General features: G+C 72.2%; 10 protein-coding genes. 6 read left to right on the top strand and 4 right to left on the bottom strand.

Annotated features, from left to right (window positions below):
• Positions 1-35 precede the first annotated feature (35 nt).
• Both ABT367_RS12475 and ABT367_RS12480 read left to right on the top strand, forming a co-directional pair.
• The gene (locus ABT367_RS12475) at positions 36-476 is read left to right on the top strand and encodes a VOC family protein (protein ID WP_352252361.1); all 441 of its coding nucleotides are present in this window, start codon (positions 36-38) and stop codon (positions 474-476) included.
• A 265-nt stretch (positions 477-741) separates the two neighbouring features.
• The gene (locus tag ABT367_RS12480; protein WP_352252363.1) at positions 742-2,400 is read left to right on the top strand and encodes a vWA domain-containing protein; all 1,659 of its coding nucleotides are present in this window, start codon (positions 742-744) and stop codon (positions 2,398-2,400) included.
• Between the two features lie 68 nt (positions 2,401-2,468).
• Here the strand turns inward: ABT367_RS12480 and ABT367_RS12485 are convergent, their stop codons facing one another.
• Together ABT367_RS12485 and ABT367_RS12490 are read right to left on the bottom strand one after the other, a co-directional pair.
• On the bottom strand, positions 2,469-3,680 hold the full coding sequence (locus ABT367_RS12485; RefSeq protein WP_352252365.1) for a S8 family peptidase: 1,212 nt from the start codon (positions 3,678-3,680) through the stop codon (positions 2,469-2,471).
• 204 nt (positions 3,681-3,884) lie between these two features.
• Positions 3,885-5,555: a hypothetical protein gene (locus ABT367_RS12490; protein WP_352252367.1), complete on the bottom strand. Its 1,671-nt coding sequence runs from the start codon at positions 5,553-5,555 to the stop codon at positions 3,885-3,887.
• A gap of 210 nt (positions 5,556-5,765) precedes the next feature.
• On the opposite strand from ABT367_RS12490, the gene ABT367_RS12495 reads away from it, so the two are divergent.
• Complete coding sequence (locus ABT367_RS12495) at positions 5,766-7,673, top strand: AMP-dependent synthetase/ligase (RefSeq protein WP_352252369.1); 1,908 nt, start codon at positions 5,766-5,768, stop codon at positions 7,671-7,673.
• Between the two features lie 161 nt (positions 7,674-7,834).
• Positions 7,835-9,523, top strand: a complete 1,689-nt coding sequence (locus ABT367_RS12500) for a nitronate monooxygenase (RefSeq protein WP_352252371.1) — start codon at positions 7,835-7,837, stop codon at positions 9,521-9,523.
• Between the two features lie 96 nt (positions 9,524-9,619).
• On the opposite strand, the gene ABT367_RS12505 is transcribed toward ABT367_RS12500, so the two are convergent.
• Together ABT367_RS12505 and ABT367_RS12510 are read right to left on the bottom strand one after the other, a co-directional pair.
• A complete protein-coding gene (locus ABT367_RS12505) occupies positions 9,620-10,279 on the bottom strand; it encodes a class F sortase (protein ID WP_352252373.1) in 660 nt (219 codons plus the stop codon).
• 171 nt (positions 10,280-10,450) lie between these two features.
• Positions 10,451-11,116 carry a hypothetical protein gene (locus tag ABT367_RS12510; protein WP_352252375.1) on the bottom strand — a complete coding sequence of 222 codons (666 nt, stop codon included), beginning with the start codon at positions 11,114-11,116 and terminating at the stop codon, positions 10,451-10,453.
• A gap of 384 nt (positions 11,117-11,500) precedes the next feature.
• Between ABT367_RS12510 and ABT367_RS12515 the strand changes: the two genes are divergently transcribed.
• Together ABT367_RS12515 and ABT367_RS12520 are read left to right on the top strand one after the other, a co-directional pair.
• Positions 11,501-12,508 (top strand): LacI family DNA-binding transcriptional regulator, encoded by a 1,008-nt coding sequence (locus ABT367_RS12515; RefSeq protein WP_352252377.1) that lies wholly within the window; start codon positions 11,501-11,503, stop codon positions 12,506-12,508.
• A 281-nt stretch (positions 12,509-12,789) separates the two neighbouring features.
• Positions 12,790-13,380 (top strand): SigE family RNA polymerase sigma factor, encoded by a 591-nt coding sequence (locus tag ABT367_RS12520; RefSeq protein ID WP_352252379.1) that lies wholly within the window; start codon positions 12,790-12,792, stop codon positions 13,378-13,380.
• The last annotated feature ends 118 nt before the right edge of the window (positions 13,381-13,498 follow it).

Genomic DNA, 13,498 nt, shown 5'->3' on the forward strand with positions numbered 1-13,498 from the left:
GTCGGCCGGCCCAGGCCGGCTGCATGATCGTGGCCATGTCCGCTGTGCCGTCCCGCCTGTCCGTCATCACGCTCGGGGTCCGCGATATGCCGCGGCTGCGCCGCTTCTACCGGGACCTGGGGTGGGCGGAGGCCCCGTCCGGTGATGACGACTGGACAGGGTTTCTGCTCGGCGGGGTGCTCCTGGCGCTGTACCCGTGGCAGGAGCTGGCCGCAGAGGCGGCGGCCGGTGAAGCCCCCGCTGCGGGATGGCCGGGGATCACCCTGGCCTGCAATGTGGACCACCGCGACCAGGTCGACACCGCGTTCACCGCGGCGGTCGCGGCGGGCGCCACGGTGGTGGCGGAGCCGACGGACCGGTCCTGGGGAGGCAGGTCGGCCTATGTCGCCGATCCGGAGGGCAATCGCTGGGAGATCGCCTGGGCGCCTTCCGCCCGCTTCGACGAACGCGGAGCACTGACGGGCTTCGGCGACTGAGAGTCCCTGCGCCCGAGGAAGCCGGGCGTCGAACCAGCCCCCGAGGACCGGACCCGACCCGGCTCAACTCCTCAGACACGGCCGGACGTTATGGTTCCGCGACTGCGGTGACCCGTCCGTCGTCGGCCCGTGATCGGGTCGGGATCTTCGTTATCGGCCCGCGACCGACGTTGCCGCATCGCAACTCTTCCGCAATAGGCCGGACCGCACATTCCTGAAGTCCCCTGCGTCACAGTCACAAGACCGATGACCGAGGGGGTACTTGATGCGACGCACAGGAGTACGGTCCGGGGCGCTCGCCCTGGTGATGGCCGGGGCGCTGCTCGCCACCGGCTGCGGGGCCGGGAGCGACAGCGACGGCAACCGGGCGAGCGAGGGCGGGGGCAAGGCGGACAGCGCGCCGATGCCCGCGCCGGACCAGCCGCGGGGCACCGAGGGGGCCGAAGGGGCGCAGAAGGACGGCGAGAGCCGGGAGGTCGCACCCGAACCCGACTACCTCTCCACTTTCGCGCTCGACGTGGACACGGCGTCGTACGGCTACGCGCGCCGCTCGCTCGAAGAGGGCCGGCTGCCCGACCCGGCGAACGTACGGCCCGAGGAGTTCGTCAACAGCTTCCGGCAGGACTACGAACGGCCCGAAGGCGACGGCTTCTCGGTGAGCGTCGACGGCGCCCGCACCCAGGACCCCGACTGGTCGCTGCTGCGGGTCGGCCTCGCCACCCGCGGCAGCGACGACGAGCGGCGCCCGCCCGCGGCCCTCACCTTCGTCGTGGACATCTCGGGATCCATGTCCGAGCCGGGCCGGCTCGATCTCGTACGGGACTCGCTCGACCTCATGACGGACCGGCTGCGCTCCGACGACTCGGTGGCCATCGTGACCTTCAGCGACGAGGCCGACACCGTCCTGGAGATGACCCGGATCGGCGGCAACAAGGACCGGATCCATGACGTGATCGACGACCTGGAGCCCACCGACTCGACCAATGTCGCGGCCGGAGTGGAGGAGGGCTACGACACCGCCGTGGACGGCAAGGTGCCCGGCTCCACCAACCGCGTCGTGCTGCTCTCCGACGCGCTCGCCAACGTCGGCGAGACGGACGCGGACGGGATCCTCGAGCGCATCGAGGACGAGCGCAAGGAGCACGGCATCACCCTGTTCGGGGTCGGCGTGGGCAGCGAGTACGGCGATCAGCTGATGGAGCGGCTCACCAACAAGGGCGACGGGCACACCACGTACGTCTCGACCCTCGACGAGGCCGAGAAGGTCTTCTGCGACGACCTGCCCGCCCATATCGAGCTGCGCGCCCGCGACGCCAAGGCACAGGTGGCCTTCGACCCGCAGACGGTCAAGCAGTTCAAGCTGATCGGCTACGAGAACCGCGAGGTCGCCGACGAGGACTTCCGCGACGACCGCGTGGACGGCGGCGAGGTCGGCCCCGGCCACACCGTCACCGCGCTCTACGCGGTACGGCTGCGCGACGGCGCCGACGCCGGGCATGTCGCCACCGCCAGCGTCCGCTGGCTGGACCCCGACAGCCGGTCCCCGTCCGAGGAGTCCGAGCAGATCGGGGCCTCCGCCCTGAACAAGCCCCTGTGGGGCGCGGGCGCCGACGAGTCGCTCCAAGTCGCCGCCGTGGCCGGGTACTTCGCGGACGGCCTGCGGGCCGAGTCCGGCTACCGGCCGTGCGAGTCGGAGACCGAGTGCACCGAGGACGAGATGGCGCCGAAGTCGGGCGGCTCCCTGCCCGGCGCCCCGTCGCTGCCGGAACTCCGGCGTGAGGCACGGCAGTTGGCCTCCTCTACGGGTGACGCCGCGGTACGGGACCTCGCCACCTCCCTCGAACAGGCCTGCCGCCTCCTGGGCCTTACCCCCGCGCCGGAGCGGGAGGGTGACGGCGGCGGGGAGCCGGAGGGGGAGCTGTAGCGAGGGCCCGGGGGCACGAGCCCCCGGACCCACCCTCGCCGGCCGTCAGCCGGTCGGCGAGGTCGCGCTCACAGCAGCGAGTACAGGAGCTTGTTCGGTGAACCGGTCCGCGGGTCCTGGACCTTGCCGCTGGTCGCCCCGTTCACGAGCGCGTCCCGTACCTGCGCGGGCGCGGCGCCGGGGTTGGCGGCCAGGTAGAGGGCCGCGACACCGGCCGTGTGCGGCGCCGCCATCGACGTACCGCTGATGGTGTTGGTCGCGGTGTCGTTGGTGATCCAGGCCGAGGTGACACTCACACCGGGCGCGAACAGGTCGAGGCAGGTGCCGTAGTTGGAGAACGACGCACGCCGGTCGTTGCGGTCGGTCGCTCCCACGGTGATCGCCTCGGGAACGCGGGCCGGCGAGGAGTTGCAGGCGTTCTGCGGCCAGCCGAGGAAGTTGCCGTTGCCGGCCGCGAGCGAGTACGTGACACCGGAGGCGATGGAGCGCTTCACGGCGTTGTCGAGCGAGGTGTTCGCGCCACCGCCCAGACTCATGTTCGCGACGGCCGGCTTCACCGCGTTCGCGGTCACCCAGTCCACGCCCGCGATCACTCCGGCGGTGGTGCCGGAACCCTGGCAGTCCAGGACGCGGACGCCGACGAGCTTGACGCCCTTGGCGACGCCGTAGTCCTTGCCGCCCACGGTGCCGGCCACATGGGTGCCGTGCCCGTTGCAGTCCTGCCCGTTCTGACCGCCGCCGACGGTGTCCGTGCCGATGCTCGCGCGCCCGCCGAAGTCGCTGTGCGAGGTGCGGATGCCGGTGTCGATGATGTACGCCGTCACATTGGACGCGTTGGTGTTGTACGTGTACGTCGTGGAGAGCGGGAGATCCCGCTGGTCTATTCGGTCGATACCCCACGTGGCGTTCGGCTGGGTCTCGCTGATCGAGACCCGCGCGTTCTGCTCGACGTAGGCGACCTCGGGATCCGCGGCGAGCTTCTTGGCCTCGGCCTTGGACAGCTTCGCCGCGAAGCCCTTCACCGCACTGCCGTAGACGTGCGTGAGGCTGCCCTCGTACTCGCCGGCCAGCGAGCGGGCGGCGGACCTCGTCTCGGCGCGGGAGGCCGAGCCGTCCTTGAGGACGACGATCCAGCTGCCGTCGACGGCCGTCGACTCCGGCGCGTACCGGACATCGCCCGCGGCGGGAGCGGAGTGTGCGGGGGAGCCGGCGAACTGGATGCCGGCGGCGAGCAGGACGGGCACGAACAGCGCGCCGAGTCTGCGGGAGGACGAACGCATGGTGGAGCACCTGACCTTTCGTTGACCGACCGGTCCGACACCCGCGGGGAAGCGGTGCGTACGGCCCGGGTGGGGAACGGGCAATGAGGTGTGCGCGGTGCGTGGCGGCACTCCCCGAGCGGTGCGAGGGGTGCCGTGGAACATCATGGCGTGACGCTGTGCATGCCAAACCTGCGCCTGCAGTGAGGGATTGTGCAGATACGGTCAGCGCCGGCCGCACAACTCCCGTTCCGCTTGCGCCGGATCGTTGGGGAAGCGAAAGCCCGTGCGCTGAAACGAGCCGGTGAGATTGGCGAGAAACCGGCGGGTGGTGAGCGGCGCCTGTGTCGCCTCGCGGAGTTCCGCGAGCCCGCCGCAGCGCAGGGCGCGCCGGGCCGCTTCGACCTGCAACGGGTCGACTCCGTCCGGGAGTTCACCGGCGCCCCGGTCGGCGATCACCCACGCGTCGGGCAGATGCTTGTCGTGCCCGACCCGCCCGCCCTCGACCCGCTGCGAGTGCGCGGCCAGCGGGTACGCCAGACCGATCGGGTCAAGGGCCGCACCGTCCAGCGGGACCGCTGTGCCGTTGTGGCCGAGCACCGGGTAGACGCCGGTCACGGTGGGAGCCCCGGCCGCGAGCTGCACGGGCCCGGGGAACAGCAGCGCCGGCGGCTCGGCGGTGCGCGCCGCACGGCCGTACCGGGCGTGCCAGTCGGCGCCCGCGAACGTGTGGTGCAGCGGATGCGGATCCGCGTTCTGTGCCACGTACACCCCGCGTTCGTCCGCGATGCCGCCCGGGCCGACCCGCCCCTCGTACTCGATCCGCAGCACACTCGCGCACACCGCCGCCCACACCGCGACCCCCACCGAGGCCAGCGCGGTCGCGCGGCTCGCGGGGGCGAGGAAGACCGGAAGAAGCATCAGGAACAGTCCGGGAAGCAGCATCCGGCCGTGCATGAAGTCCCCGCCGACCTTGATGACATACACCCAGCACAGAACACCGGCGAGGACCGGCGCGAGCACCGGCACCCACGGCACCCGCACCGAAGCACGCGCCGGCAGCACCGCCGCGAGCACGAACAGCAGGGGAACCCACAGCAGATACGGTCCTGCAAAGTCGCCGAGATACGTGAACCCGCGCCCCCACAGGCTCTGCGAGGCCTCCTTGGTGACGGCCGGCAGCGGCACGAGGTGCCCGTAGTAGCCCGCGCGGAAGATCTCGTACGCCGCGGGGAGCGCGAGCGCCGCTCCCAGACCGGCCAGGGTGCGCCGCCTTCCCGGCCGGACGAGCAGCCACTGGGCGCCGAGGAACACCGCCGACACCAGGCCCAAGTCCGGTCTCACCAGCGGCCCGAGGCCGAACACCACCGAGGTCCATACCGAGGCGGGCCGGGTGACAAGGAGCAGCCAGCCGCCCGCCAGCCAGCATGTGGCGAGACCCGTCTCCAGACCGGAGGTGGCGAAGTCCCACACGGGGGGCAGCGCGAGCAGCAGGGGCGCGCCCAGCGGCAGCGTCGCCGAACTCCCGTACAGGCGCAGGCAACCGAACGCGGCGAGCGCGAAACCGGCGGCGGTCAGGAGCAGCCCGCCGTAGACGGCCGCCTGCGCGAGGTCCACGCCGGTCGGTCCCGCCGCGGCGAGCAGCCACTGCCAGAGCGTGCCGGTGGAGGCCTCGGCGCGTTCGCCGGGATTGAACACCGGGCCGTTGCCCGCCAGGATCTGCCGGACCGTGCGGACATAGATGAGGGCGTCGTCGGACATCCAGCGCCGCTGGAACCCGGCGACCAGGATCACCAGCGCGGGCAGCGCGATCAGCGCGGCCCGCAGCCCGCGCCGGGGCCGGGCTGCGTCCTCGGTGAACTCCACGGTGTGGGTGGGTGCGTACGTCGTGGCCATGGACCGACCCTCGCCCGGGGCGGGCCGCGGGTGGCGCGGGCGCACCGGGACATGGGCCTAACGGGTGCACGGAAACAGCCCTGCCGGGGTGTCCGACGCCCGCTGCCGGGGGCATTGATTTCTCGTTACGCATCGGTAAGTTGACCCTTGCGTAAAGAACTTGGCACCACCGCACCACTCGTCGTGACCAGCGGACACACGGAGCCGACCATGGGCGTACGCAAGGATCTGAAGCGGGCGAAACAGCACAGCGATCTCGCGGCCAGGGCCCGCACCGAGCTGCTCCGTGAGGACGGAGTGGTCCGCGAGGCGCGCGTGGCCGCCCTGGTCGCCGAGAAGCCCGGCGGCTCGGTCGCCGACATCCCCTTCGCCAACGCGCAGGAAGATCCCCACGCCGTGGTGGTCCAGCGCAAGGAGGCGGGCGAGTGGCGGGCGGTGACCGCCGAGACCTTCGCGCGTGAAGTCACCGCCGCCGCAAAGGGGTTGATCGCCGCTGGCCTCGAACCGGGCGGCCGTGTCGCCCTGATGTCCCGTACCCGCTACGAATGGGCCGTCCTCGACTTCGCGATCTGGGCGGCCGGCGGCCAGTCCGTGCCCGTGTACGCCACCTCCTCCGCCGAGCAGATCGCCTGGATCGCCGAGGACTCGGGTGCCGGCATCGTGATCGCGGAGACGGCGGAGAACACCGCGACCGTCCGCACGGCCATCGGCGACAAGGCGCGGCTCTTCGAGCTGGACGCGGGCGCGATCCTCGAACTGGCCACGCTGGGCCGGGACATACCCGACGAGGAGGTGGACAAGCGCCGCGCCGCGCTCACTCCCGAGACCATCGCCACGGTCTGCTACACCTCCGGCACCACAGGACGCCCCAAGGGCTGTGTGCTCACGCACGGCAATCTGCACGCGGAGGCCGCCAACACGGTCGAACTCCTGCACCCGGTCTTCCAGGAGGTCACCGGGCAGATCGCCTCGACCCTGCTCTTCCTGCCGCTCGCGCACATCCTGGGCCGTGCGATCCAGATCGCGTGCCTGCTCGCCCGGATCGAGATCGCGCACTGCCCGAGCATCAAGCCCGACGAACTGCGGCCCGAACTCCGCTCCTACCGCCCGACGTTCATCGTCGGCGTCCCCTACCTCTTCGAGAAGATCCACGACACGGGACGCGCCACCGCGGAGAAGATCGGCCGCGGCGCCTCCTTCGAGCGCGCGGACCGGATCGCGGTGCGGTTCGGCGAGGAGTATCTGCAGGAGTTCCTGGGGACCGGCAAAGGCCCCTCGCTCGGCACGTACCTCGCCTGGGGCCTGTACGACCTGCTCGTCTACCGCCGTATCCGCAAGGAACTCGGCGGCCGCCTGCGCTACGCGATCAGCGGCGGCTCACCCCTCGACCCCAGGCTCAACCTCTTCTTCTACGCCGCCGGAATCATCATCTACGAGGGCTACGGCCTCACCGAGACCACCGCGGCCGCCACCATCACGCCCCCGCTCAGCCCGCGCCCGGGGACCGTCGGACTGCCCGTCCCCGGTACGGCCATCCGGATCGCGGACGACGGGGAGGTGCTGATCCGCGGCGGCATCGTGTTCGGCGCGTACTGGAACAACGAGCGGGCCACGGACGAAGTCCTGGACGACGGCTGGTTCGCGACCGGCGACCTCGGCGAGCTCGACGGCGACGGTTATCTGCGGATCACCGGCCGCAAGAAGGACATCCTCGTCACGAGCGGCGGCAAGAACGTGGCGCCCGCCGTCCTCGAGGACCGGCTGCGCAGCCGACCGCCGATCGGCCAGTGCCTGGTCGTCGGCGACAACCGGCCGTTCATCGGCGCTCTGGTCACCCTGGAGCCGGACGCGGTGGCGCACTGGCTCTCCGTACGCAAGATGCCGGCCGACACCCCGCTCGCGGACGTCTGCCGCGATCCCCGCATGATCGCGGATGTGCAGCGGGCCGTGGACTACGCGAACGAGGCCGTCTCACGGGCCGAGTCGATCCGCGGGTTCCGGATCGTGGCGGGTGAGTTCAGCGAGGAGAACGGGCTCCTGACGCCCTCGATGAAGGTCAAGCGAGCCGCCGTGATGCGGGCTTACGAAGGGGAGATCGCCGCGCTGTACGGGGACTGATCGCGCTGTGGGGCGACCGTGCGGCGGAAAGGGGTGCCCGGGCCTTTCGGCATGAGCAGTCGGGACCTTCGCCGTCCATGGCCGCGCCCTGGGTGGCACACGCTGGGAGCAGCGAACTTACGGTTCCGTAAGTTACGACGGCGACACCGATCGAGGACGACATGCCGACTGCTCCGCTCAGCGCACCGAAGGTCACGGCCGCCGCAGCGCCGCCCCAGGTGATCCAGGGCGGCATGGGCGTGGGCGTCTCCGGCTGGCGGCTCGCGCGCGCCGTCTCCCGTACGGGCCAGCTCGGTGTCGTCTCCGGCACCGCGCTCGACGCGGTGCTCGCCCGCAGGCTCCAGCTCGGCGACCCCGGCGGAGACGTTCGCCGCGCGCTCGCGGCCTTTCCGCTGCCGGAGCTCGCGGCCGCCGTGCTCGAGCGGTATTACGTGCCGGGCGGGCTCGCCGAGGGCGAGCGTTTCCGTACCGAGCCGATGCTCCGGGCCGAGCGCGGCGAGGCGGGCGAACTGCTCACCGTGCTCGGCAACTTCGTCGAGGTCTGGCTGGCGAAGGAGGGCCACGAGGGCGTCGTCGGCGTCAACTACCTCGCGAAGGTCCAACTCGCCCTCGCCCCCGGCCTGTTCGGCGCGATCCTCGCGGGGGTCGACTACGTCCTGGTGGGCGCCGGGGTGCCCGCCCATGTCCCGGAACTCGCCACCCGCCTGTCGCGCGGCGAGCCGGTGACCGTGGAGCTCACCGTCGAGGGGGATGCGGAGCCGTACGTGCACCGCTTCGATCCGCGGTCCCTGTCGGCCGGGGGCGCGGTGGCCGCGGAGCCCGGCGCCGGCGGGCGGTGCGATGGGGGAGAGGGGCCCTGTGAGTGCGGCGGGGCGGGATCCGGCGCGGGGCGGGGTGATGCGGGTGGCGCCCGGCGGGTGCAGAACGTCGAGATCGGGCCGCGTCCGGAGAGGGCCGGCGATCCGCGTGGAGTCGACGGTCCGGGCACGGCCGGGGCGGAGGGTCCCGGTGTGGGCGGTGGCGTGTGGGCCGGTCTGCGGCGTCCCGATGTGGTCGCCATCGTGTCGCTGCCCGTGCTCGCCTCGTACCTCGCCCGCGACGAGACCACGCGGCCCGACGGCTTCGTGATCGAGACCCACGGCGCCGGCGGACACAGCGCCCCGCCGCGCGGCGCCCTCGAGCTCGACGCGGACGGAGACCCCGTCTACGGGCCGCGCGACGTCCCGGACCTCGCCAAGATGGCCCCGCTGCGCGACCAGGGCATCCCGTTCTGGCTCGCGGGCGGCACCGCCCACCCCGAGCGCCTCGCGGCGGCCCGCGCCGCCGGTGCGGCCGGGGTGCAGATCGGCAGCGCCTTCGCCCTCTGCGAGGACTCCGGCATGGCGGCCGAGCTGCGCGACCAGGTCAAGTCCCGTGCGTCGGAGGGGAGTCTGACGGTGCGCAACGACGCGGCGGCCTCCCCGACATCGTTCCCCTTCAAGGTCGTCGCCCTGCCCGGGACCCTCTCCGAGCCCTCCGTACGGGCGGACCGGCGCCGCGTCTGCGACCTCGGCTATCTGCGCACGCCCTACCGCACCCCCAAGGGCGCACTCGGCTACCGCTGTGCCGCCGAACCCGCGGCGGCCTTCGCCCGCAAGGGCGGCGACATGGCGCAGGCAGAAGGCAAGGTCTGCCTCTGCAACGGGCTGCTCGCCACGGTCGGCCTGGGCTCGCGCCGCCCCGGCGGCACCGTCGAACCCCCGGTGGTGACCCTCGGCCAGGACCTCGGCTTCCTGGCCGACCTCAGCCCGCGGGGCGAGCCGTACTCGGCGGTGGACGTGGTCGACTGGCTTACGGGTACGGCTGGTTGATGCCGCCTTACGGGTGCGGTCCGTTGGCCCTGGCTCACGGGTGCAGCCGGTTGACGCCGGCTCACGGCATGGCCGGCCGAGGCCGCGAGCGGTGGGTCAGCGCACGCCCGTCAGGTGCGCGTAGACGACCGTATTGCCCTGGTAGCCGCCTTGTACGCCGGGGCCCCCGGGCTGATAGGGGCCGCCGCAGGTGATCACGCGCAGTTCGGGGCGGCCGGTCGTGCCGTACACCTTGCTGTCGGGATAGGCGCCGCCGTCGTGCAGTTCGACGGAGTCCACGCTGAAGATCGCGGTCCGTCCGTCGGCGCGGTCGACCTCGACCGTGTGCCCCGGGCCGAGCCGCGACAGGTGGTAGAAGACGGCGGGGCCGGTCGCCGAGTCGTAGTGCCCGACCGCGAGCGCCGTGCCGGCCGCGCCCGGGGTGGTGCCCTGCTGGAACCAGCCCGCCAGTTGGGGAGTCAGGGGAGACGGCACGTCGAGCGACCCGTCGGGCAGTACATCGAGACCGACGAGCATCGACTCCACACCGATGGCCGGGATCCGGATCGTCAATGGCTGGGAGGGCGCGAGCGCGGGCACTTCGGGTGCCTGTACGTGCTGCGGAGCCGGTACGGAGATCCGCGGCGGAGCCTCGACGGCATCCGCATTGCGCACCCCCTCGGCCGCGAACCACGCCCCGATGAGCACCGCAAGCGCGGTCGTGCCGGCGAGCGGAGCCTTGACACCGGGGAGGCGGAAGCGACCGGAGGAGGGCATGGGCACCTTCGTACGTTGCTGGCTTCTACAGGGGGCGGGAAGCGGGTGTTGTGGGGAACAGGATTGGACGGGGCTGCGCGGCCCGGGAGTTACGAGGCTCATTTGGGCCGGGAGTTACGAGACTTACGCGGACCAGGAGTACGAGGTCTATGCCGACCAGGAGTACGAGGCCTACGCGGACCGGTGCGCGAGGGCGGCCCGGCGGTTGCGGCGCCGGATCAGGAGCGCGCCGCCGACGCCGGCCGTGACGGCCAGCGCCGCGCCGCCCGCGATCTGCGCCGAGGTGTCGACCCGCTCGGGGGCGCCCCCGCCGAGCCCGGCCCGCACCCGGCCCTGCGGGATGACCTGCGGACGGGTGGTGGGCGTGACCACCGGGGCGGTCGGGCGTGTGGTGGGCGCGGTCGTGGGGGCGGTGGTCGGGCTGGTCGGCGAGGTCGCCGAGGAACCCGAGATGGTGACCCGCTGCGAACCGGCCGCGTCACCGCCGGCGCAGACCACGGCCACGGTGTAGGTGCCGGGGTTCACGTTGCTCCAGGTCGCCGACCCGCCCGCGAGGAGGGCCTGCTGGCCGCCCGCGAAGCTGGAGTTGCCGCCGCCGATCAGGGAGGCGCGGCCGCCCTTGGTGCAGGCCGAGGTGGTGGCCTGCACGGTGGAGCCGTTGACGGTGACCTTGATGCCGGCCGCGTTGCCGCCCGCGACCGGCTGCGCGCCCTTCTTGCCCGCCTCGGCCCCGTCCTTCGGCATCAGCGTCAGTGCCGCGCCGCCCGCGAGCACGGCGAGCACTACGACCGGGGCTGCTGTGGCGACGGTCCGTCGCACGTTCCGCTGCGTCCGCATGCGTATGCCTCCAGCGAAGCCCGGGGTGGCGGCACCCTGTCCGCCGCGGTCGCCTGGCACCCGCGCTCCATCCCCTTGAGCCAAGGGCCTCCCGGCCCTGCCCGCATGCGGGGAGCGGCATGAGGTGGTCGTGCGGGTGACGGGCTGGGCCGGATGGCTGACCTCTGGAGCATCTGCGCCTGGAATGATGATGAGGCGAGCAGGGCGGCCGGAGCGCACCGCTTTCTCACACGGCCGTCGGCCGGGAAGACGGGAATCGAAGCGCTTCGACACTCCTGGACGGTCCTGCGGCGTGCCAATAAAGTTGCGTCGGATTTTTGTCCCGCGCAGATCGAGAGCAACGAGTCGAAGCGGTTCGCCGAGTCGGCCAGGGGGAGGGCCCGTATGGTCACCATCGCCGAAGTCGCCCGCAGGGCCGGGGTTTCGCCGAGCACGGTCAGCTATGTGCTCAGCGGCAAGCGCGCCATCTCCAGCGAGACCAGGGAGCGGGTCCGGCGCAGCATCCATGAGCTGGGCTACCACCCCAACGCCGGCGCCCGGGCGCTGGCCGGCAACCGGTCCCATGTGATCGCGCTGATGATGCCGCTGCGGACGGACATGTATCTGCCGGTGATGATGGAGATCGCCCTCGCGGTCGCCACCACCGCCCGCACCCACGGCTACGACGTGCTGCTGCTCACCGGCGAGGAGGGCGCCGCGGCGGTGCGCCGGATCGCGGACAGCGCGTCGGCGGACGCGCTCATCCTGATGGACGTGGAGCTGGACGACGAACGGCTGCCGCTGCTCGAGGAGATCGCATCCCCGGCAGTACTCATCGGCCAGCCCGCCGACCCGGCCGGACTGACCTGTGTGGACCTGGACTTCGCGGCCGCCGGGGCGCGCTGTGTCGCCCATCTCGCCGAGTTGGGGCACCGCGAGATCGCCCTGATCGGGGAGGCGCCGGCGGTGTACGCGCGGCATACGGGCTTCGCCGAGCGCACCTTGCAGGGCGCCCGCGCCGCGGCCCGTGAGCTGGGTGTGCGGATGCTGCACCGGCCGACCGAAGGCTCGTATGACGCGATGGCCGCGCAGATAACCCGGATCTTCGACGAACGGCCCGGCACCACGGGTCTCGTGGTGCAGAACGAGGCCGTCGTCGAACCGCTGCTCAGCCTGCTGCGGCAGCAGGGCCGCGCGGTTCCCGAGGACGTCTCGGTCGTCGCGATCTGCCCCGAGCAGGTGGCCGCCCAGGCCTCCGTCCGCCTCACCTCGGTCGCGCTGCCCGCGCAGGAGATGGGCCGCCGCGCGGTGGAGCGGGTGGTCGACCGGCTCGAGGGCCGCGAGCATCGCACCCTCGACCTCCTCGCCCCGCATCTGACCGACCGCGCCAGCTCGGGCCCGGCACCTGTCTGAGACCGGGCACTCCTTGCGTCCGTAACGACCGAACCCGTAACCACCGAACAGCGGACAAGACCGGCATCTCTCCGCACGTGGCTGCACGGGTGGCTACGGCTCAGTTGCCGCCGACGGCACGGAAGTTGCCGCGGTCCGGAAAAAACTTGGACCCGGATTTCGCGCCCCGCGCGCACCCGCCGCCGCCCTTGCGGACGTACGAGCTCCGATTGCTATGCTCGCCGCCCCGCAGCCGCAGAAGAGGCCCGGCAACGCGCTGAGCAGGGAGGGAGCGGACGGAAGTGGGCATAGCCCCTGAAGAGCCTGCCGCGGAGTTCCATGCCTTCTTCGAGCGTCACCACGCCGAACTCGCCCGCTTCGCCCACCTCGTGACCGGTGAGGCCGAGGCCGCCGATGACCTCGCCGCCGACGCCCTGCTCGCCGTCTGGGACCGCTGGGACCGGGTCCGTGCGGCCGACCACCCCGTCGCGTACGCCCGCGGGGTCGTGGCGAACATGGCGCGCAGCCGGATCCGCAGCGCCGTACGCGAGCGCCGCAGGGTCGCCCTGTACTGGTCCCGGCACACCGAGGACAGCGCGGGACCGGACGTCGCCGCGGTGGTCGACGTGCGCCGCGCGCTGCGCAGACTCCCCTTCCGTAAACGGGCCTGTGTGGTGCTCCGGCATGCGCTCGATCTGTCGGAACGCGATACGGCGATGGCGCTCGGGATATCGGTGGGTACGGTGAAGAGCCAGACATCCAAGGCGGTGGCCGAGCTGCAGCGGCTGCTCGGCTCCGAGGAAGAGGGAACGACCTTGCTGCGGGCGGTGGAACGGAACCGGAGCCCTCAGGCGCCGGGCCCCGTCGCCCCGGCCCGGGAGGTCGGGCACTGATGGACGAGTTGCGCCGTGAACTGCGGGCCGCCGCCGAGCGGCACGAGCCGGACAAGGCCCGTATGTGGGCGCGTATCGAACGGGGCATGTCCGAGGACACCCTCGTCACGGGCCGCGC

It is taken from the genome of Streptomyces mesophilus, from assembly GCF_040300965.1.
In the GTDB taxonomy this organism is placed as follows: Bacteria; Actinomycetota; Actinomycetes; order Streptomycetales; family Streptomycetaceae; genus Streptomyces; species Streptomyces mesophilus_A.

Excerpts from the sequence above, each read along its gene's own strand:
- ABT367_RS12485 (WP_352252365.1), bottom strand. The coding sequence starts at position 3,680 with ATGCGTTCGTCCTCCCGCAGACTCGGCGCGCTGTTCGTGCCCGTCCTG.
- ABT367_RS12500 (WP_352252371.1), top strand. The coding sequence starts at position 7,835 with ATGCCGACTGCTCCGCTCAGCGCACCGAAGGTCACGGCCGCCGCAGCG.
- ABT367_RS12515 (WP_352252377.1), top strand. The coding sequence starts at position 11,501 with ATGGTCACCATCGCCGAAGTCGCCCGCAGGGCCGGGGTTTCGCCGAGC.
- ABT367_RS12475 (WP_352252361.1), top strand. The coding sequence starts at position 36 with ATGTCCGCTGTGCCGTCCCGCCTGTCCGTCATCACGCTCGGGGTCCGC.
- ABT367_RS12495 (WP_352252369.1), top strand. The coding sequence starts at position 5,766 with ATGGGCGTACGCAAGGATCTGAAGCGGGCGAAACAGCACAGCGATCTC.
- ABT367_RS12490 (WP_352252367.1), bottom strand. The coding sequence starts at position 5,555 with ATGGCCACGACGTACGCACCCACCCACACCGTGGAGTTCACCGAGGAC.
- ABT367_RS12480 (WP_352252363.1), top strand. The coding sequence starts at position 742 with ATGCGACGCACAGGAGTACGGTCCGGGGCGCTCGCCCTGGTGATGGCC.
- ABT367_RS12510 (WP_352252375.1), bottom strand. The coding sequence starts at position 11,116 with ATGCGGACGCAGCGGAACGTGCGACGGACCGTCGCCACAGCAGCCCCG.
- ABT367_RS12505 (WP_352252373.1), bottom strand. The coding sequence starts at position 10,279 with ATGCCCTCCTCCGGTCGCTTCCGCCTCCCCGGTGTCAAGGCTCCGCTC.